General features: G+C 72.7%; 16 protein-coding genes, 8 tRNA genes and 1 pseudogene. 16 read left to right on the top strand and 9 right to left on the bottom strand.

Going from position 1 to position 16,797, the window contains the following annotated elements:
• Positions 1-31 precede the first annotated feature (31 nt).
• Together ACIA8L_RS33045 and ACIA8L_RS33040 are read right to left on the bottom strand one after the other, a co-directional pair.
• Entirely contained in the window at positions 32-682 is a 651-nt protein-coding gene (locus ACIA8L_RS33045; RefSeq protein ID WP_395910548.1) for a response regulator, read from the bottom strand.
• Between the two features lie 222 nt (positions 683-904).
• A complete protein-coding gene (locus ACIA8L_RS33040) occupies positions 905-2,017 on the bottom strand; it encodes a sensor histidine kinase (RefSeq protein ID WP_395910546.1) in 1,113 nt (370 codons plus the stop codon).
• 47 nt (positions 2,018-2,064) lie between these two features.
• On the opposite strand from ACIA8L_RS33040, the pseudogene ACIA8L_RS33035 reads away from it, so the two are divergent.
• From ACIA8L_RS33035 to ACIA8L_RS33025, 3 genes and pseudogenes are all read left to right on the top strand, one after another.
• Positions 2,065-3,021, top strand: a pseudogene (locus ACIA8L_RS33035) (FAD-dependent monooxygenase); the annotation flags it as partial.
• Positions 3,022-3,048: 27 nt separating this feature from the next.
• Positions 3,049-4,029 carry an FAD-dependent monooxygenase gene (locus ACIA8L_RS33030; protein ID WP_395910939.1) on the top strand — a complete coding sequence of 327 codons (981 nt, stop codon included), beginning with the start codon at positions 3,049-3,051 and terminating at the stop codon, positions 4,027-4,029.
• 696 nt (positions 4,030-4,725) lie between these two features.
• The gene (locus ACIA8L_RS33025; RefSeq protein WP_395910937.1) at positions 4,726-6,360 is read left to right on the top strand and encodes an IPT/TIG domain-containing protein; all 1,635 of its coding nucleotides are present in this window, start codon (positions 4,726-4,728) and stop codon (positions 6,358-6,360) included.
• Between the two features lie 23 nt (positions 6,361-6,383).
• Here the strand turns inward: ACIA8L_RS33025 and ACIA8L_RS33020 are convergent, their stop codons facing one another.
• Positions 6,384-7,094 (bottom strand): SGNH/GDSL hydrolase family protein, encoded by a 711-nt coding sequence (locus ACIA8L_RS33020; RefSeq protein WP_395910544.1) that lies wholly within the window; start codon positions 7,092-7,094, stop codon positions 6,384-6,386.
• An 85-nt stretch (positions 7,095-7,179) separates the two neighbouring features.
• Here ACIA8L_RS33020 and ACIA8L_RS33015 point away from each other — a divergent pair, with 85 nt between their 5' ends.
• The gene (locus ACIA8L_RS33015; protein ID WP_395910542.1) at positions 7,180-8,790 is read left to right on the top strand and encodes a diguanylate cyclase; all 1,611 of its coding nucleotides are present in this window, start codon (positions 7,180-7,182) and stop codon (positions 8,788-8,790) included.
• A gap of 4 nt (positions 8,791-8,794) precedes the next feature.
• Here the strand turns inward: ACIA8L_RS33015 and ACIA8L_RS33010 are convergent, their stop codons facing one another.
• Positions 8,795-9,202: a DNA-binding protein gene (locus tag ACIA8L_RS33010; RefSeq protein WP_395910540.1), complete on the bottom strand. Its 408-nt coding sequence runs from the start codon at positions 9,200-9,202 to the stop codon at positions 8,795-8,797.
• A 61-nt stretch (positions 9,203-9,263) separates the two neighbouring features.
• On the opposite strand from ACIA8L_RS33010, the gene ACIA8L_RS33005 reads away from it, so the two are divergent.
• Positions 9,264-9,908: a hypothetical protein gene (locus ACIA8L_RS33005; RefSeq protein WP_395910539.1), complete on the top strand. Its 645-nt coding sequence runs from the start codon at positions 9,264-9,266 to the stop codon at positions 9,906-9,908.
• Between the two features lie 4 nt (positions 9,909-9,912).
• Here ACIA8L_RS33005 and ACIA8L_RS33000 read toward each other — a convergent pair whose 3' ends face one another.
• Positions 9,913-10,842, bottom strand: coding sequence for a DUF2332 domain-containing protein (locus ACIA8L_RS33000; protein WP_395910537.1), 930 nt, complete (start codon positions 10,840-10,842; stop codon positions 9,913-9,915).
• A 424-nt stretch (positions 10,843-11,266) separates the two neighbouring features.
• On the opposite strand from ACIA8L_RS33000, the gene ACIA8L_RS32995 reads away from it, so the two are divergent.
• The 10 genes from ACIA8L_RS32995 (at position 11,267) to ACIA8L_RS32950 (ending at position 12,673) form a co-directional block, all read left to right on the top strand.
• Positions 11,267-11,342, top strand: a tRNA-Thr gene (locus ACIA8L_RS32995).
• Positions 11,343-11,353: 11 nt separating this feature from the next.
• A tRNA-Ile gene (locus ACIA8L_RS32990) sits at positions 11,354-11,427 on the top strand.
• A 5-nt stretch (positions 11,428-11,432) separates the two neighbouring features.
• Positions 11,433-11,505 (top strand) — tRNA-Arg (locus ACIA8L_RS32985).
• A gap of 18 nt (positions 11,506-11,523) precedes the next feature.
• A tRNA-Pro gene (locus tag ACIA8L_RS32980) sits at positions 11,524-11,597 on the top strand.
• Positions 11,598-11,609: 12 nt separating this feature from the next.
• Positions 11,610-11,683, top strand: a tRNA-OTHER gene (locus tag ACIA8L_RS32975).
• 11 nt (positions 11,684-11,694) lie between these two features.
• A tRNA-Val gene (locus ACIA8L_RS32970) sits at positions 11,695-11,767 on the top strand.
• 2 nt (positions 11,768-11,769) lie between these two features.
• Positions 11,770-11,847: transfer RNA gene (locus ACIA8L_RS32965), tRNA-His, on the top strand.
• A gap of 1 nt (position 11,848) precedes the next feature.
• Positions 11,849-11,921 (top strand) — tRNA-Arg (locus ACIA8L_RS32960).
• A 37-nt stretch (positions 11,922-11,958) separates the two neighbouring features.
• Positions 11,959-12,138 carry an ABC transporter permease subunit gene (locus tag ACIA8L_RS32955; RefSeq protein WP_395910535.1) on the top strand — a complete coding sequence of 60 codons (180 nt, stop codon included), beginning with the start codon at positions 11,959-11,961 and terminating at the stop codon, positions 12,136-12,138.
• Between the two features lie 169 nt (positions 12,139-12,307).
• Positions 12,308-12,673 (top strand): hypothetical protein, encoded by a 366-nt coding sequence (locus tag ACIA8L_RS32950; RefSeq protein ID WP_395910533.1) that lies wholly within the window; start codon positions 12,308-12,310, stop codon positions 12,671-12,673.
• On the opposite strand, the gene ACIA8L_RS32945 is transcribed toward ACIA8L_RS32950, so the two are convergent.
• The 3 genes from ACIA8L_RS32945 to ACIA8L_RS32935 are packed head-to-tail and all read right to left on the bottom strand — an operon-like array spanning position 12,628 to position 14,553.
• Positions 12,628-13,785, bottom strand: a complete 1,158-nt coding sequence (locus tag ACIA8L_RS32945; protein WP_395910531.1) for a hypothetical protein — start codon at positions 13,783-13,785, stop codon at positions 12,628-12,630. The two genes, ACIA8L_RS32950 and ACIA8L_RS32945, sit on opposite strands and share 46 nt — an antisense overlap.
• Positions 13,782-14,408 (bottom strand): hypothetical protein, encoded by a 627-nt coding sequence (locus ACIA8L_RS32940; RefSeq protein ID WP_395910529.1) that lies wholly within the window; start codon positions 14,406-14,408, stop codon positions 13,782-13,784. The genes ACIA8L_RS32945 and ACIA8L_RS32940 overlap by 4 nt, the downstream gene beginning before the upstream one ends.
• A 19-nt stretch (positions 14,409-14,427) precedes the next feature.
• On the bottom strand, positions 14,428-14,553 hold the full coding sequence (locus tag ACIA8L_RS32935) for a hypothetical protein (protein ID WP_395910527.1): 126 nt from the start codon (positions 14,551-14,553) through the stop codon (positions 14,428-14,430).
• Positions 14,554-14,692: 139 nt separating this feature from the next.
• Between ACIA8L_RS32935 and ACIA8L_RS32930 the strand changes: the two genes are divergently transcribed.
• Positions 14,693-15,595 carry a hypothetical protein gene (locus ACIA8L_RS32930; protein WP_395910525.1) on the top strand — a complete coding sequence of 301 codons (903 nt, stop codon included), beginning with the start codon at positions 14,693-14,695 and terminating at the stop codon, positions 15,593-15,595.
• Here the strand turns inward: ACIA8L_RS32930 and ACIA8L_RS32925 are convergent, their stop codons facing one another.
• The gene (locus ACIA8L_RS32925; protein ID WP_395910523.1) at positions 15,596-16,426 is read right to left on the bottom strand and encodes an ATP cone domain-containing protein; all 831 of its coding nucleotides are present in this window, start codon (positions 16,424-16,426) and stop codon (positions 15,596-15,598) included. It lies immediately after the preceding gene.
• Positions 16,427-16,797: the final 371 nt, after the last annotated feature.

Here is a 16,797-nt window from a genome sequence, read left to right as displayed (position 1 = left end):
ATCTAGGCCTCGTGGGAGCGGCTTGGCAACGTCAGGTGTCGGACGCGACCCCGTGCGCCCAGGCCCACGCGGCGATCTCCACGCGGTTGCGCAGGCCCAGCTTCGTCTGGATCGTCGACACGTGGCTCTTCACGGTGCTGATCGAGATGAAGAGGGCGGCGCCGAGCTCCTGGTTCGTGCGGCCGCGGGCGATCAGGCGGACGACCTCGGTCTCGCGGTCGGACAGGCGGTGCGCGGACAGCACCTTGCTGGGCGGCGGTTTCAGGTGCCGCAGCAGCCGGACCGTGATCGTGGGGGAGACCAGCGCGTCGCCGGCGTGCGCGGCCCGCACCGCCTCGATCAGCAGCGCCGGCCCGGCGTCCTTCAGGATGAAGCCGGCCGCGCCGCCGGACAGGGCCGCATAGACGTACTCGTCCAGGTCGAACGTCGTCACCACGATCACCCGCAGCGGGGCCGGCACCGCCGGCCCGGCCAGGGCCCGGGTCACCTCCAGGCCGTCCAGGCGCGGCATCCGGATGTCGACCAGGCACACGTCGGGCCGCAGCCGCCGCGCCGCCTCGATCGCCTCGACCCCGTCGGCGGCCTCGGCCACCACCTCGATGTCGTCCTGGTCCTCCAGGATCAGCCGCAGCCCGCCGCGGACCATCGCCTGGTCGTCGGCGATCAGCACCCGGATGGTCATCGCGGCCGCCTCGCCACGACCGTCCAGCCGTGCGGGGTGTGCGGGCCGGCGTGCCGGTGGCGGCTGAGCGCTTCGACGCGTTCGCGCATGTCGTTCAGCTCCTGGGTGTTCATTTGGGCAGCCTCGCGACGACCGTCCAGCCGTGCGGAGTCTGCGGGCCGGCGTGCCGGTGGCGGCTGAGCGCTTCGACGCGTTCGCGCATGTCGTTCGGCTCCTGGGTGTTCATTTGGGCAGCCTCGCGACGACCGTCCAGCCGTGCGGGGTGTGCGGGCCGGCGTGCAGGTGGCCGCCGAGCGCTTCGACGCGTTCGCGCATGCCGATCAGGCCGAAACCGCCCGGGGACGCGTGGCGGGGCGGGCGGGCGTCGTCGGTGACGGCCACGGTCACGTCCGCGGCGGACTGGGTGACGCGGACGCTGACGGTGCCGGCCTGGGGTGCGTGCCGGGCGACGTTCGTGAGGGACTCCTGCACGATCCGGTAGACCGTACTGGTCAGTTCGGGCGGCCAGGTCGTCGTGGCCTCCGGAAGCTCCAGGTGTACTGCCCGCGCCCGCCCGGACTCGAAGCGCCGGACGAGGTCGTCCAGCCGCTCGGTCGCCCCGCTCGCCGGTGCGGCGTCGGCGGTGTCACGCAGCAGGCCCACGATCCTGCGCATCGCCGTCAGGGCCTCGGAGCCGGCCGCCTCGATACCGTTGATCGACTCCTCCAGGCGCTCCGGGTGCCGCCGGGCCACGACCCGGGCCGCCTGCGCCTGCACGACGATGCCGGTGACGTGATGGGCGACGACGTCGTGCAGTTCACGGGCGAGGGCGAGGCGCTCTTCCCGCCGTACCCCCGAAGCCAGCTCCTGTCTGTGGAGGGCGAGCAGTCGCAGCCACAGGCCGCCGCCCGCGCCGGCGACCCAGACGAGCACGTCGGCCACGGCGACGACGGTGGAGCCGCCGGAGGAGGCCCGGGCCGAGATCAGGGGGCCCGCCGCGAGCACGATCAGGGCCGCGCCGGCCAGCACCGCCGCGCGTCTCGGGTCCAGGCGCCGGACCGCGCCACCGACCAGCACGGCCAGGCCGAGGGCGAGGCCCGGCTGCGGCTCGACCGGGAACCCGCCGATGCGCGCCCCGGCCACCGCCAGTACCCCCGAAATCAGCCCTATGACGGTCGCTCCGAACGGCCGGCGGCGCCGGAACAGCGCGGCCACGACGACGGCGGCCCCGGCGAGCAGGCCCGGCAGCCAGTAGAGCCCGCCCCAGCTGGCCCCGAGTGCCACCGCCGTGCCCGCGAGCAGCACACCGCCGCCGCACACGAGCGCCGCGTCCACCGTCCGGTCCCAGGCCTTCACCGGCTCCAGGCTACGGAACCGGCTTCTTGCGCGTACCGGTCGAAAGTATGGGAGCGGAACCGGTCGGCCGAACGGCTGTACTGCACGATCTTTGCAGGTCGCACAATCTGCGAGTGGTTGCGGCAACGGTACTGCAGACGCCCGTGCTGATCGTCGGTGCGGGAACGGCCGGGGCCGTGCTCGCCCTCGAACTGGCACACCACGGCGTCGCCAGCATGATCCTCGACTCGGGCGGCGCCCCCGAACCGGACAGACTCGCGCACCTCGGCGGTCGCAGCATGGAGCTTTTGCGGCGCTTGGGGCTCACGGCGGGCATCCGCGCGGCCGGCCTCGACGCCGACGCGGCCACCGACCTGGTGTGGCGGCAGCGCCTCGACCGCCCACCGGTGCTCATCGCGCAGCGGCCGTCGGTGAATCAACTGCGGCAGCGGTACGCCACGGTCAACGACGGCAGCGCCCCCGCCGAACACCACCAGCCGATCGCCGAGTCCCGGCTGCGGCAGCAGTTGCGTATGGCTTTGGCGGCGTCGCCGCTGGTCGACCTGCGGGAGGGCTGGACCTGCATCGACGTACGGGCCAGCACCGATTCGCGGGCCGGTACCGGTTCGCGAGCTGGTACCGATTCGCAGGCCGGTACCGGTTCGCGGGCGGATGCTGACGGCGCTGGTGTGCGGGCCGGCACTGGTGTGCGTGGGGATGCTGGCGGTGCCGGTGTGCGCCCGGACGTGGACGGTGCTGATGTGCGTGTCCGCGTGAACGGTGCTGATGTGCGCATGGACGCGCACGGCGCTGATGTGCGTGCCGGCGCTGGTGTGCGTGCCGGCGCTGGTGTGCGTGCCAGCGTGGACGGTGCCGGTGTGCGGGCGGACGTGGACGGTGGTGGTGTGCGGGCGGACGTGGATGGTGTTCGTGCGCGGGTCGGCGTGGACGGTGCGATTGTGACGGCTTTGTGCGCGAGCGACGGTTCCCGGTGCACGATCCGGGCGCGGTATGTCGTCGGCTGCGACGGTGCCGAAAGCACGGTGCGGCGGTTGGCGGGCATTGAGTTCGACGCGATGCCGGGGGCGCACGTGGAGTACCGTGCGATCGCTTTCCGCAGTTCGGATCTGGCTCTTCACTCGCGCGGCCCGGGCCTGTCCACGCTGGTCGTAGGCGGCGCGACGCTGCTGTCGCGGCCCGAACGCCACCTGTGGGCCGCCCATCTGCCGCGCGGCTCCGACGATCTGCCTGAGCTGCTGGGTTCGGCGGCGGAGGTGCTGGGCGTGCAGGAGTGGGCCGACACGTTGCCGGTGGCCCGGGCGTACCGTCGCGGCCCGATCTTCCTCGCCGGTGAGGCCGCGCACGGCTTCCGCCCGGCCGGCGACGCCCCCGACACGGGCATCGGCGACGCCGTCAACCTGGGCTGGAAACTGGCCGCCGCGGTCAACGGCTGGGCCGGCCCGGCCTTGCTCGACAGCTACGAGGCCGAGCGCCGCCCGCACGCCCTCATGGACCGCGAACTGCTGGCCCGCGCCTTGGAAACCCGCCGCCGTTTCGGCCGCCTGTCGGCCGCGGGCGCGCCGCAGGACTACCTGGCCGGCTTCCTGCGCGGCGAACCGGCCCTCACCGACGACCTGGGCCTGGGCTACAGCGGCCGCTACGCCGCCTCCCCGATCGTGTGGCCCGAACTCGGCACCCCACCCCCGCCGCACGGCCCGGAGATCACGCCCAGCACCTGGCCGGGCGGCCGCCCTCCGGCCGTCCGCTTGGCCGACGGCAGCCAACTCTTCGACCGCCTGGGCCCGCAGCTGACCTTGGTCGACCTGACAGCCGGCGGCGACGGTAAGTCCTTGGTCGAGGCCGCCGAATCAAGCGGCCTACCGATCAGCTACCTGAAACTGGACGACCCGGCGGTCCGAGCCAGCTGGGGCCGCCGCCTGGTACTGATCCGCCCCGACCAACACGTAGCCTGGCGCGACGACACGGTCCCGGACAACTGGAACACAATCCTCAACACCGTCTGCGGCCACTGAATCCCCGTACGACGCCGCCCCCATGCCCGCCCGCGAGCGCGCAAGTCTGTTCCCCCGCGCGTCCGTTTGCCGCACGTTTGCTTGCCCCTCGTCTGCTTGCTTGCTTGGGCGGCGGCTCGGCTGCGCGTTTGCTCATCGCGCATTTGCTCACCGCACGTTTGCTCGGCCGCACGTTGGCTAACTGCGCATCTGTTCACCCGTGCGTTTGGTTGGCTGCGCGTTCGCTCACTGCGCATCTGTTCACCCGTGCGTTTGGTTGACTGCGCGTTCGCTCACCACGCTGACCGTGCGCTCGCTCACCGCCCACCGTGCGCTCGCTCACCGCGCTGAGCGTGCGCTCGCTGACCGTGCGGCTGTTTGGCTGTGTATCTGCTCGTCGTGCGTTCGCTCGTCGTGCGTCTGCTTGCTGCGCGCTCGCTGACCGTGCGTTCGCTCATTGTGCGGCTGTTTGGCTGCGTGTCTGCTCGCCGTGCGTTTGCTTGTCGCGCGCGTCTGCTTGCCCGGTGCTTTACGTTCGCTCGTCGCTCGGCGGTCGCGGTGCGGGGGTTTGGTGCGCGGTTGGGTGGTGCGCGTTCGTTGGGGTCTCGTCCCTTTTATGCGTATTTTTCGGATATTTGCGCGTAAGCAACAGTACGGACGAGTACGGTCGCCTCACACTGTCAGGGTCGTACATACGGGGGATTTTCGTTGATCAAGGTGTTTCGGCGGCGGGGGTCGCCGCTGCCCAGTCTCATGCTGGCCGGCCTCCTGGCGGCCGGCTTCGCCGCCGTCCTGGCCGCGCCGCACCCGCACACGCCCGGCGTCGCACCCGCGCTCGCCAGCGTCACCGGGCAGCCGGTGGTCACCACCATCAGCCCGCTCACCGGGCCGTCGACCGGCGGCACGTCGGTGACGATCACGGGCACCGGGTTCACCGGCGCCACCGCGGTGACGTTCAACGGCACCGACGCGACGTCGTTCACCGTGGACAGCCCGACCCAGATCTCCGCGGTCACCCCCGCGGGTACGGCCGGGCCGGTGCTCGTCCGGGTCGCGATCGGCGCGTGTGTGTCGTCGGCGAGCGGCGGTTCGTTCACCTACACAGCGCCGATCGTCCTGCCGAGCATCCCGGTCCTGCCAAGCATTCCGGTCCTGCCGAGCATCCCGGTGATCGTCCTGCCGCCGATCGCGTCGTCGATCGCGCCGACGTCCGGGGTCACGCTCGGTGGTACCGCGGTGACGATCACCGGGGCGTTCCTGACCGGCACCTCGGCCGTGACGTTCGGTGGCGACCCGGCGACCTCGGTCACTGTCGTCAGCGATACCCAGGTCACCGCGGTCACCCCGGCGCACGCCGCCGGCGCCGTGACGGTCTCGCTGACGACCGGGTCCGGCTCGACGTCGATCCCGAGCGGGTACACGTACACCGACCCCACCGCCCAGGCGGAGACCCAGCAGAGCCAGCAGAGCCAGCAGGCCCGGCAAGGCGTGCGGGGCCAGCAGAGCCAGCAGGCCCGGCAAGGCGTGCAGGCCCAGCAGAGCCAGCAGGCCCAGCAAGGCGTGCGGGGCCAGCAAGGCGTCCGGGGCGTGAGGAGCCTGCGGAAGGTCTTCTACCAGATGCCCGTCGTGTGCCCGGCCCCGCCGAGCGCACCGGCGCCGGTGACGGCCACGCCCGGAACGTCGTCGATCAACGTGAGCTGGACGACGGCCACGCCGCACGACTCGGCGGTCACCGGGTACACGGTCACCGCCTCGCCCGGACCGGCCACGTGCACGACGCTGGTCACCGACGCCGACCCGCTCAGCTGCGTGCTGGGGGCGACGGCCGGCGTGCAGTACACCGTGTCGGTCGTGGCCAACTCGGCCGCGGGTGCCTCCGAACCGGCGACGAGCGACCCGGTCACCCCGGCCGCCCCGGTCGTGCCGTCGGCGCCGCCGGACACGCCGCTCAACCTGACCACGGACCAGGGGCGGATCAACACGGCCGCGCCCGGTCAGCAGATCGTGGTGATCGGCACCGGGTTCGCCGCCCATTCGACGGCGACGATCACGCTGTACTCGGTGCCGTTGACGCTGGGTACGGTCGTCACCGACGGTAACGGCGACTTCAGCAAGCCGGTGACGGTGCCGGCCGGCCTCGCCGCCGGTGTGCACACGCTCGTCGCGCAGGGTGTCGCACCGTCGGGCAACCCGCGGGCGATGAAGCTGACTGTCACCGTCGCCCCGCGCGCGGCGTCGCCGACCGGTCTGGCCGTCACCGGCGCCCCGGCGGGGCCCCTGGCGCTGGCCGGCCTGGTGATGCTGGTGGCCGGGGTGGCCCTGGTCCGACCGCGCCGGCTGCGGCTGCGGTAGATGATGTCGATGCCCCGGGGAGCTCAGCCCCGGGGCATCGGCGTGAGCGCGCGGGCCCAGACCGCGGCCATCTTCGTGAACCCGGCCGCCGCCGGGTGGATGCCGTCGGGCAGGTCGTCGAGGGTGATGCCGGCCGCGCTCATGTCGACGAAGTGGACCCGGGGGCCTTTGTCGCGCACGACGCCGGGCAGCGCCGCGTTGAACGTGTTCGCCCGCGTCTGGTCCGCCCGGTCCTTCAGCGGCAGCAGCGACGCGACGAAGACGTCGGCGCCGGGCGCGGCCGCCAGCACGTGGTCGATCAGGCGGGCCATCCGCTGCGGCGCCCCGGGCAGGTCGTAGTCCTGCAGCACGTCGTTGGTGCCGAGGTGGATGAGCACGATCCGCGGGTCGGCCGCCCGCACCCACTCCGTCGCGCGGGCGTCGTCCTCGTCGATGCGATACCCGGAGTGTCCCTCGTGGTCGCGGTCCGGCAGGTCGTCCGGGCCGTACTGCAGCGACCCGACGAAGTCGACCCGCACCCCGGCCGCGGTGAGCCGCTTCCACAGCGCGACCCGGTAGGCGCCGGCACCGTTCGCCGTGCGCCCCTCGGTGATCGAGTCGCCGAGGGGCATGATCCGCACCACCGGCCCGGTCAACGGCGTGAGCCCGATCGAGGGCTCAGGCACCGGCCGGGACCCGTCCCGGCAGGCGGCGGCCAGCACCAGCACCACCAGCAGCGTCGTCGCACGTCTCACGCGCTGGAGTCTGCCCCAGAGCCCGACGTGACCGGCGGCACAGTCCGATGGCTTGAGTCCGCCCGGGCCGTGCCGATGTCGGGTCATGGCCGACACCAGGGTCGAGCCCGCGGACCGCGACGCGGTGCTCCAGGCGACGATCGCGCACCACCCCGGCGCGTTCATCGGCGCGGTCGGGCCCACCGGGCTGTTCGTTAACCTGCCCGAGGAGCTGCGAGCCACCGGGCTGCGGCCGATCGCCGGGCCGGCCTCGGCGCTCGGGCTGGCGCTGCCCGCGGACCACGCCGAGATCATCGAGGCCTGGCACCGGCTGCTCGCCGAGGGCGGGGCCACCTGCCGGTTCCGGCCCCGGTCGGCCGCGGACCGGCCGGCCTGGATGCACATGATCGACGTGACCCACCGGTACGGCGTGATCGTGCTCATCATCACCGACCTCGACGGCGTCACCGTCCTGGAGCACGAGGACATCCGGCCGCGCCTGGTCACCATGCGCAAGGATCAGGCCGCGGTCGTCATCGAGGCCGACCCGCAGATCCACCGCGTGCTCGGCTGGAGCGCCGGTGAGCTCGCCGGGCGCCGCTCCCTGGAGCTCGTGCACCCCGACGACCACCAGCGCGCGATCGCCGCCTGGATGGACCTCCTCGGTGTGCCGCCCGGAGAGGCCCGCCGCATCCGCCTGCGCCACCTGCACCGCGACGGCCACGTGGTCTGGTTCGAGATCACCAACCACAACCTGCTGCACGGCGCCGACCCGTGCGTCCTGGCCGAGATGCTCGACATCACCGACGAGATGGCCGCGGAGGAGGCGCTGCGGGCCAGCGAGCAGCTGCTGCGCCGGCTCACCGAGGCGCTGCCGATGAGCGTCATCCAGATCGACGCCGACCGCACGGTCGTGTACCAGAACGCCCGCGGCGGCCACATGGTCGGCACCGTCGTCGGCGAGGTGCTGGGCGAGGCGCAGCTGGCGACCGTCATCCCCGGCGACCGGGCGGCCGTCGACGCGGCCCTGAGCGGCGTCCTGCGCGACGGTGTCGACGCCGACATCGAGTACGGCTACCGCGACCCGCAGCTCGGCCTGCGCCGGGCCAGCGCCAAGGCCCGCGCCCTGACGACCGCCGACGGCCGCGTCGCCGGAGCCGTCATCTGCCTGGCCGACGTGACCGACGACGTGCGGCTGCGGGAGGAGCTGCGCCGCCGCGCCACCCTCGACGACCTCACCGGCTGCCGCAACCGGTCGGCGACCCTGGCCGTGCTGGGCGATGCGCTGGCGTCGGCGCGGAGGGGTACCGCCGCCGTCTTTGTCGATCTGAACGACTTCAAGCTTGTCAACGACCGCTACGGTCACGCCGCCGGGGACCGGGTCCTGGTCCACGTCGCCCGGGTCCTGCGGGCCGCGGTCGGCGACGAGGCCGTGGTCGGGCGCCTCGGCGGCGACGAGTTCGTGGTCGTCTGCGCCGACGTGCCGCGGTCCGAGGACGCCCTCGCACTGGCGGCCGTGTTCGGCACCGCCCTGGAGACCGCCCCGCTCGAGCTCGGCGGCTCGGTCCTGCACGTCCGCGCGAGCATCGGCACGGCCTGGACCGCACCGGGCGGCCTGGACGCGGACGCCCTGATCGCCCAGGCGGACAAGAAGATGTATGAGGCGAAGCACGGCCTGCACCCGGTACCACGGCAGCGTCCCACCGTTTTTCCTTAGCGGTCTACAGGGCTCTGGCCTCCAGCCGCTCGAAGCGCTGCCGGGCCGCCTGGGGTGTGCCCAGCCCCAGGCTCAGCGCGATGTCCTGCCAGGTCATGCCCCCGGCCCGGGCCCGCCGGAGCAGGTACAGCTCCGTCGTGTCGAGCTCGGCCCGCACGTCCGGCAGCAGCGTCAGCGCCGCGACGAGGTCGGAGTCGTCCAGCGGGGGCTCGCCGGGCTCCGGCGGCACCGACCCGGCGGCCATCGCCGCGGCCACCCGCACCACCTCGATCGGCGCGGCCACCGACGCGTGCACGTGCCGGCCGCGCAGCTCGGGCGAGCTCGCGTGCCGCGCGGTGAGGTGGGCCAGGGCCGCGTAGACGCGCTCGGCCCGCCGTGCGGCCGGGTCCGGCTTCTGCAGGAGTTCTTCCATGTGTTGAGCATGCCACGTTTTCAACAAAATGTTCAAGTGAGATTTCTGGTACACCGGGTGCATGCGGATCGCGGCGCGCTACAACGGCCCTCCCGGCTCCGGCAACGGCGGCTACAGCGCCGGCCTGCTCGCCGTCACTCTCGGCCTGGCCCCGGCCGAGGTCACCCTGCGCCGCCCGCCACCCCTGGAGACCGACCTCACCCTGGCCGGCGGCTCGTGCTTCGACGGCCCCGACCTGATAGCCGAGGCAAGACCGACCCAAGAGCAACGGCCGGATGTGGTACTGCCAGTGTCGCTCGACGAGGCCAAAGCGGCCACGCAGCGATACGCCGGCCTGTCCGCCCACCCGTTCCCAACCTGCTACGTCTGCGGCCCCGACCGCACCGACGGCCTCGACCTGCGCCCCGGCCCCGTCTCCGGCGACCGCACCGCGACACCCTGGCTCGTGCCGGCCGACGTCGACGAGGTCACCATGTGGGCCGCCCTCGACTGCCCCGGCGGCTGGTCGGTCATCGCCGAGGGCCGCCCCTACGTCCTGGGCCGCCTGGCGGTCTGGATCGACGCCCTGGCCGCCCCCGGCTCCACATGCGTCGTCATGGGCCAATACCTGGGCGGCGAGGGCCGCAAGGCCTACGCGCTGTCCACTGTGTACAGTCCAGCCGGCTCACCTCTAGCCGTCGCCCGCGCCACCTGGATCGCCCTGTAGCGCCTCAGACCGGCCGCCGCCAGGCCCCGTGCATGCCGGCGACCGCCACGGGCCGCTCGTCCAGGGCGACCACATAAGCCGCCTCATCCGCACCCGCCGCCATCTCCTGCGACACCCAGTGCCCCCGCAGCCCCCGCACTCGCTCGACGAACGCACTGCGCCCCGGCTCCGGCACATAGTCCAGCACCGCGGTGTGCATCACCACCAGGGTCGCCGCGCCCGGCGCCAGCGCGACGACCTCGTCGAGCCGCTCGTTGAGATCCCCGGCGTAGATGCGCGGCGGGTCCCGGCGGGCCAGCGTGACCGCCGCCCGGAGCCGGGCCCGCCGCTCGTCCTGCTCGGGCCAGATCAGCGCCTCCAGCCACCGCACGTCCTCGTCGTCGCCGACGTCGAGCGGATTGAGGTCGATCCCGGCCCGCCAGGCCACACGCACCGGGTGCGGCAGAGCCGGCGCGGGCCCGTCCACCCGGCACCGCAGCACCAGCGCACCGTCCCCGGCCCGGGCGCTGCGGTCGGTGCCGGTGTACTCGTAGGAGTACCGGTCCGGTAGCAGGCACAGCCCGGCCGACGCCCCGACCTCGATCAAAGCGAGGGGCTGCGGCAGCGCGGCCAGCACCGGATAGAACCCGGCACACCGCCCCGGCTCGTTGGTCTGCGTCCGCCGGGCCGAGATCACCGCCGCGAGCTCGTCCCACCGCTCGAACACCGTCGCCCGCAGCGCCGCATAGGCGCCCGGCGTGCCCCCCGTCACCAGCCGGACCGCGGCCAGCAACAGATTCGGCTGCCGCTTCGCCGGCGGCAACCCATCCAGCAACGCCAGCAGCTCACCGTCCTCGGCCGCGGCGAGCGCCAGCCGCTCATAGAGCGGCGAACTGCCCCGCGCCATCACCGCACCGAAGAACCGATACTGCTCCGCCGTTTCCAGCACCGACATGCGCCCCAGTCTAATCGTCCGAATTAATCTATTGCCGGACCGCGATTGTGGACGTACTGTTGTCTTCATCGAACCGCACCGGCAAGCGAATCTGAAGGAGGCCGAGATGACCACCACGATCACCATCCGTCGAGTGACCGTCATCCCGACCGTCCGACCGCATACCATTCCGGTGATCCGACCCACGGGCCGGTGGCGAGGGTAAGCACTCCTGCTTCCCCTTCAGCCGCCCACCCCGACCGGGGCCCGGGCGGCTTTTTCGTGCGCAATTCCTGAAACGCCATTCGGGGCTGAATCCTGCGCAAAAAACAATGCATTCCAGCGGAAACGACCGGCACGGTGACCGGGCCTGGCTTGGGACCAGGACGCACGGGGTTCGACTCCCCGGTTTCCGACGAATGACGTTCCTTCAACAATCGCACCCGCCGATGTAGCTCAGCTTTGGCCAGAGCGCTGTCCTGGTACGACAGAGGCCGCCGGTTCGACTCCGGCCTTCGGCTCGCAACACCGCCCCGTCGCGGCCTGCGTGGTAGAGGCACCTCGCTGATAACGAGGAGACAGCCGGTTCGACTCCGGCCGACGGGACGCCAGCCCTGGTAGCTCAACGGATAGAGCGACGGTCTACGAAGCCGGTAGTTACAGGTTCGAATCCTGTCCGGGGCGCGGAACAGCAAGTGCAATCGGGTTGTGGCGCAGTTAGGTAGCGCGCACGCTTCGGATGCGTGAGGCCGTCGGTTCGAGTCCGGCCTGCCCGACGTAGGAGTAAGGCCCTGGTAGCTCAGCTTGGGGGAGCGCCGTCGCGACAGGACGGAGGTCGTCGGTTCGAGGCCGGCCCGGGGCACAGAACAGCAAGTCCGCGTGGCTCAGTCGGAAGAGCGCCGCCATCACACGGCGGAGGGCCCAGGTTCGAACCCTGGCGCGGATACGGTGCGCCATGGTGTACGGGTTCGTGCACATCAGATTGTGACTCTGAAGGTCCGGGTTCGACTCCCGGTGGGCACCCCAAACCCTCGTAGCTCAGTGGACAGAGCGCCGGCATGCGGGGCCGGAGGCCGCAGGTTCGATTCCTGCCGAGGGTGCAACTACGCTCGCCGCCATGGAGCTCGGGCTGGGTGCGTGGCGGCGGGCCTCATCATCCCGCCGGCCGCGACCCCGACCGGCGTGTTCCTGCTGCGGCAATACATGCTCGGCCGGCCCGACGAGCTCATCGAGGCCGCCCGCATCGACGGCGCCGGCGAGTTCCGGTTCCTGCAGCGGCACATCGCCCGCGGCATCGCCGGCACCGGCCTGAAGTGATACGGACCGTTCACCGCCTCGACCCCCGCGGCACGATCCGCGACAACGTGACACCCTTCAAGCAGCGGTTGTACTCCACGCGCCGCCTACCGCTCGATGGCGTCCCCGCCACCGCCGCCGAGGGAAACCCCTTGCACTACCAGCAATCCAGGGGCACCTGGCGCCGACCGTGTTCCGGGAGTTCCCGGTCGCCGTGTTGCCGCCCCGGTACCGTGGCACCCCGGAAGGCTCGCCGGAGCAGTGGCGGCAGAAGCTCCTCGAGCACGTCGCCGCCCGCACCGGCCCCCTCGCCGCCGAACTGGCCCGGTGGGACCTGACCGCGACCCCGGTCACCGCCGCCGGGCTGCAGGGCGCCCTCGGGATGCTCACCGCCCGGGCCGACTGCGCCGACTTCCAAGCCGTGCCGGTGCGGGCGGGCCGGGCTCAGCTCGACAACCCGGCCGGCCACCTCGACCACGGCGACGACGAGCTGGTGATCAGGGCCGGCGGTCACACCCACCGGATCAGCCTCCGCACGGGACGGACGCTGCCGTGATCCCGGTCGAGGGCGGCGACGGCCGGGCCCGGCAGCCACGGGTAGCGCACGTGCGCGAACGCACCCCGCAGCAGCTCGTCCGGCCGGGCCCGCCGCTCGTAGGCGAGCCGCTCCGCCACCAGCCGCCGATAGCGCGCCGGCGAGGCCGGCCCGGCCGGCCCGGACCACAGCACGACCGGCTCCGGGCGCACCATCGTCTGGAAGAACCCGGGGTGATACCGGTCCGTGTCGTCGACGCAGTGCGCGATGATCGGCCGCAGATACCCTCCGTCGACGGCCGTCGTCGCCAGCGGCCGCCGGTGACCGGAGCCGTCGAACCCCACGTGCGCCTCCGGCCGCGTTGTACCGGTGTCCCGGAAGTCGTGGACGTCACCGGGCCGGCAGGCGACCGGCCCGCGGATCGGCGGCCCGTCCCCGGCGAGCAGCCAACGCCACAGGGGTGCGGGCACGACGTGGAGGCTGAGCACATACGCCGGGTCGGCGACGTCCGGCGGCAGGAGCGGGTCGCCGCCGTACGACCACATGGGCAGCTTGTGGCTGAAGCAGGTGACCCGCCGGTCGAACCCGGACCGGTACCGGGCGATCCGGTACGCGAGGTGGTCCAGGTCCGGGCCGTGGACGCCGGCCAGGCCGGCCAGCCGGGCCGGGGTCGTGGCCAGCGCGGCCGGGTCCGCGGTCACCACGAGCACGTCGAGGTCGGACCCGGCCCGGCCGGCCACCGCCCCGCCCACGCTGCAGAACGGCCCGTAGCTCATCGAACCGGTCAGCCACGCCGACGTCGCCCGGCCGGCCAGGCGGCGCCGCAACGCGGCCGCATCCCGGCGCCGCCGCGCAGTCTCCACCAGGCTCTCGAACGGCCGGGTGCCCCGGCGGCCGGGTCCGGGCACGATGCGCGGGTCACGGTAGTACCACGCGAACGACCCCGTCCCCAGCGCGGCCCGGGCGTCCGCGCAGAACCGCTCCTCGTGCCCGCGGTACCGGGCGGCTACGGTGGCCGCCGCCGCGGCGAACGCCTCCCGGACGGCCGGGAGCGGCGGCACCGGGCCGCCGGTCCCGGCCGGTCGCAGGCACTGGTCGTAGAGGGCGCGGACCGCGCTCCAGCCGGCCGTCATCGCCAGAACCGCGCGGGCAGCAGGAACATCTTCTGCTCCGGGAACCGGGCGCCCTGGAAGTGGTAGATGAAGGTGCAGGTCTGGCCGCGGGTCTCGGTCGTCATGGCCGGCCGGGCGAGCGGGGAGTACATCGTCGCGTGCTTGCGCCACGCCGCCTCCTCGCCGTGCCGGTCGAAGCCGCGGCCGGTCGCCGCGTGGCCGAACGCGTCGTGCACCGCGCGGAACATGTCGTTGTCGTCGGCGCTGAGGTACGGGTGCGGGTTGCCGCCGGCGGCCGTGGAGTACACCCGCAGCCGCCCGCGGTCGAGCAGGTCGGCCATCATCGCGACGGCGTCCGGGTAGGGGTCCGCGGGCTCGACCCGGACGTCGACGCCGAGACCACCGCGGGCGCGGGGCCGGGTCAGGAATTCGAACTGGGCCGCGGTCTCGGCCCGCAACGCCCGGTAGGAGGGCACGGCCGCCGGGTCGGCCACCGGCCCGGCGAGATAGGCCGCGGCGATGCGGCGGCCGGTGCGGGCGTCGGAGGTGACGGCACGCGGATCGAAGCGGACGACGGGCCGGTCATTGGCCCGGCAGTAGGCGGCGGTACCGCGCCGGAGCAGGCTGAGAGGCGTTGCGCGCATTCGGCGTCACAGGGCCTCCTCAGGCACGGGCCGCGCGGAGCTCGGCGCGCAGCTGCCGCGCCAGCTCCCGCAGGGCGTTCTCGCGGATCTCCTGGCGGCGCTGCGGCCACGGGCCGAGCAGGTCGCGACGGGTCTTGCGGGGCATATGATCGGGGCTCCTCGGTGACGCCGGAACGCGTTGTCCCGGAACGACTTGGAGCATCCGGCGGGGACCGCGTGCGGGGCAGCGTGATCCAGTGGGGGCAAACTGGGGGTCCACCCGTCCGTCAGACATCGGAGTGGCGATGACCTTGCTGACGCACGACCGCCCGCCCGCCCTCGACCAGCTGGTCAAGGGTCTGGAGAAGCTGATGCGCGACGGGCTGCCCGCGACCGAGCAGAGCGCCGACGAGGACCTGCTGGGGCTGCGCGGGGTCTGGGCCCGGTCGATCGACGCCGACGACGTGCTGAGCCGGGTCAAGGCCCTCAACGAGCTCCTGGCCCGGCTGATCGCCGAGATGCCGGCGGCCAACGAGCACGACCTGGCCGCGGGGGCGGTGGTGTTGTTCAAGGTCGGCGGCAAGGCGCGCCGGCACAACCTGTCGCAGCGATACCAGGCCGGAGCCGAGGTGACGGGCTACAACGTCGACCACTTCCGCCGGGCCATCGTGCCGAAGATCCTCCGGCAGCTCGCCCGCCAGCTGCACGAGGACAGCCAGAACTACATCCCCCGCGGCGGGCAGCGGGTGCGGCCGGAGATCAGCGGCGACAGCCCCAGCCTGACCGACGCGCATCTGTCGGCGCCGGACGTCGCGCTGCGGGAGGAGCAGCTGTCGCGGCTGTGGGAGTACGTCTACGGGCTGCGGGCCGAGCTGATCGCGGTCGAGCGGCTCAAGCGGTGGCCGGACGAGGAGCACGCGGCCCTCAAGCTGGAGGAGGCCCGCGACTCGGCGCTGTGGCAGCTGGGCCGGCTCATGCACTGGATCGGCCGCTACATCAGCGAATACGGCGACTTCGTCGAGCACGGCGACGCCGAGTTCCGGGCCGAGGCGCTCGTCCGGCTGGCCGGCTGGCGGGGCGAGCTGCCGCCGGCCGTGGCGACGAAGCTGCGGGCGCTGGCCGCGATGCACGCGACCCGCGAGGAGTTCGTCCGCGCCGGCCGCGCGGCCGGCCTGACGATGGGGACGCCCGCCCCGGACGGGCCGTGATCAGCGCTCGTCGGCGAACATGACACCCCAGGCGTCGAGCCAGAAGTCGTCGATCGAGCGGTACTGCTTCACCGCCGACGCATACCGCAGGTAGGCGAGGGGGTCGAGGCCGCGCAGGGCCTTGAGCGACTCGGCGGCGATCTGCTGCGACGTCACCAGCGCCTGCCCGCGCAGCGCTTCCTGCACCTGGGTGGTCGTGTGCAGGGCGATGCTGCGGATGCGCTCCTCGGACCCCCGGCCCTCGGCGGCGATGCCGATGCTGCGCGACAGCTTCGCGGCCTGGAACGGCTCGACCCGGCCGCCGCGTTTCGTGACGGCCCACGGGGTCGACTCCGGCTGCAGCCGGCGGGCCGGGCCGTACTCCGCGCCGAGCCACTCCAGGAAGTCGCTCAACCGCTGGAAGCCGCCGTCGGTACCGCGGACGCCCCCCATGAACACCATCGCGTACCGGACCCGGATGACCTCGATCCGGGCGTCGCCGCCGTGCAGCTGCTGCAGCACCAGCCGGCCGATGTCGCGGCTCGGGACCGGCAGGTCCGGGGCGTCCGGGTTGAGCACCTGCACGACCCGGTCGACGAACGCGTTGACGTCCGCGGGCGGCAGGTCGACGCCGGCCGCGGCCTTGATGATGCTCTGGCGGATCTTCGCGCGGCTGAACGGCTCCGTGCGCCCGTCCCGCTTGCGCACCTGGAGATATTCCGCGGTGATTCGCTCGGCCGTCGAGAAACGCTGGCCGCAGCCCTCGCAGACCCGTTTGCGCACCGTTTCCCCGCCGCACGGCCGGGAATCCTTGACCCGCGTCCGCTCACTGCCGCACGACGGACATTGCATGATCGAACCCATCCCTTGTGCATCCGGCGCCGATACGTCGACCAAACACTATATGTGGCGGCGCCGGGCTGCTCGCTCACGCAAAGGGATGAGGCGACCACCAATATATGGCCCATCCATTCCGGCTTTCCGGGCCGGCGGGTCTACCGGCAGTTCGATCGACGTGATCCGAAGTCTTTGGGAAACCTGGGTCCATAGCTCGGATGGGCCATCACCGGTTCCTCCGCCAGCATTGCCCGGGCGGGCGTTCGCCGTGTCAGGTCATCGGGCCGCCGCGGTCCGATCGGGTGAACGCGTTGGGAGGTTCGGGCGCCGCGCGTCGGCAATTGTCGCTTTCTCGCGGCGGGCCCTTGTCTGTAATCGCACCGTCA

It is taken from the genome of Dactylosporangium sp. NPDC051541, from assembly GCF_044454505.1.
Taxonomy (GTDB): Bacteria; Actinomycetota; Actinomycetes; order Mycobacteriales; family Micromonosporaceae; genus Dactylosporangium.
The sequence above is the reverse complement of the archived record's forward strand: the minus strand, read 5'-3'. Positions and strand labels throughout refer to the sequence as shown.

Coding starts and splice junctions, on each gene's coding strand:
- ACIA8L_RS33045 (WP_395910548.1), bottom strand. CDS start 682: ATGACCATCCGGGTGCTGATCGCCGACGACCAGGCGATGGTCCGCGGC.
- ACIA8L_RS33015 (WP_395910542.1), top strand. CDS start 7,180: ATGGCCGACACCAGGGTCGAGCCCGCGGACCGCGACGCGGTGCTCCAG.
- ACIA8L_RS33010 (WP_395910540.1), bottom strand. CDS start 9,202: ATGGAAGAACTCCTGCAGAAGCCGGACCCGGCCGCACGGCGGGCCGAG.
- ACIA8L_RS33005 (WP_395910539.1), top strand. CDS start 9,264: ATGCGGATCGCGGCGCGCTACAACGGCCCTCCCGGCTCCGGCAACGGC.
- ACIA8L_RS33000 (WP_395910537.1), bottom strand. CDS start 10,842: ATGTCGGTGCTGGAAACGGCGGAGCAGTATCGGTTCTTCGGTGCGGTG.
- ACIA8L_RS32945 (WP_395910531.1), bottom strand. CDS start 13,785: ATGACGGCCGGCTGGAGCGCGGTCCGCGCCCTCTACGACCAGTGCCTG.
- ACIA8L_RS32940 (WP_395910529.1), bottom strand. CDS start 14,408: ATGCGCGCAACGCCTCTCAGCCTGCTCCGGCGCGGTACCGCCGCCTAC.
- ACIA8L_RS32935 (WP_395910527.1), bottom strand. CDS start 14,553: ATGCCCCGCAAGACCCGTCGCGACCTGCTCGGCCCGTGGCCGCAGCGC.
- ACIA8L_RS32930 (WP_395910525.1), top strand. CDS start 14,693: ATGACCTTGCTGACGCACGACCGCCCGCCCGCCCTCGACCAGCTGGTC.
- ACIA8L_RS32925 (WP_395910523.1), bottom strand. CDS start 16,426: ATGCAATGTCCGTCGTGCGGCAGTGAGCGGACGCGGGTCAAGGATTCC.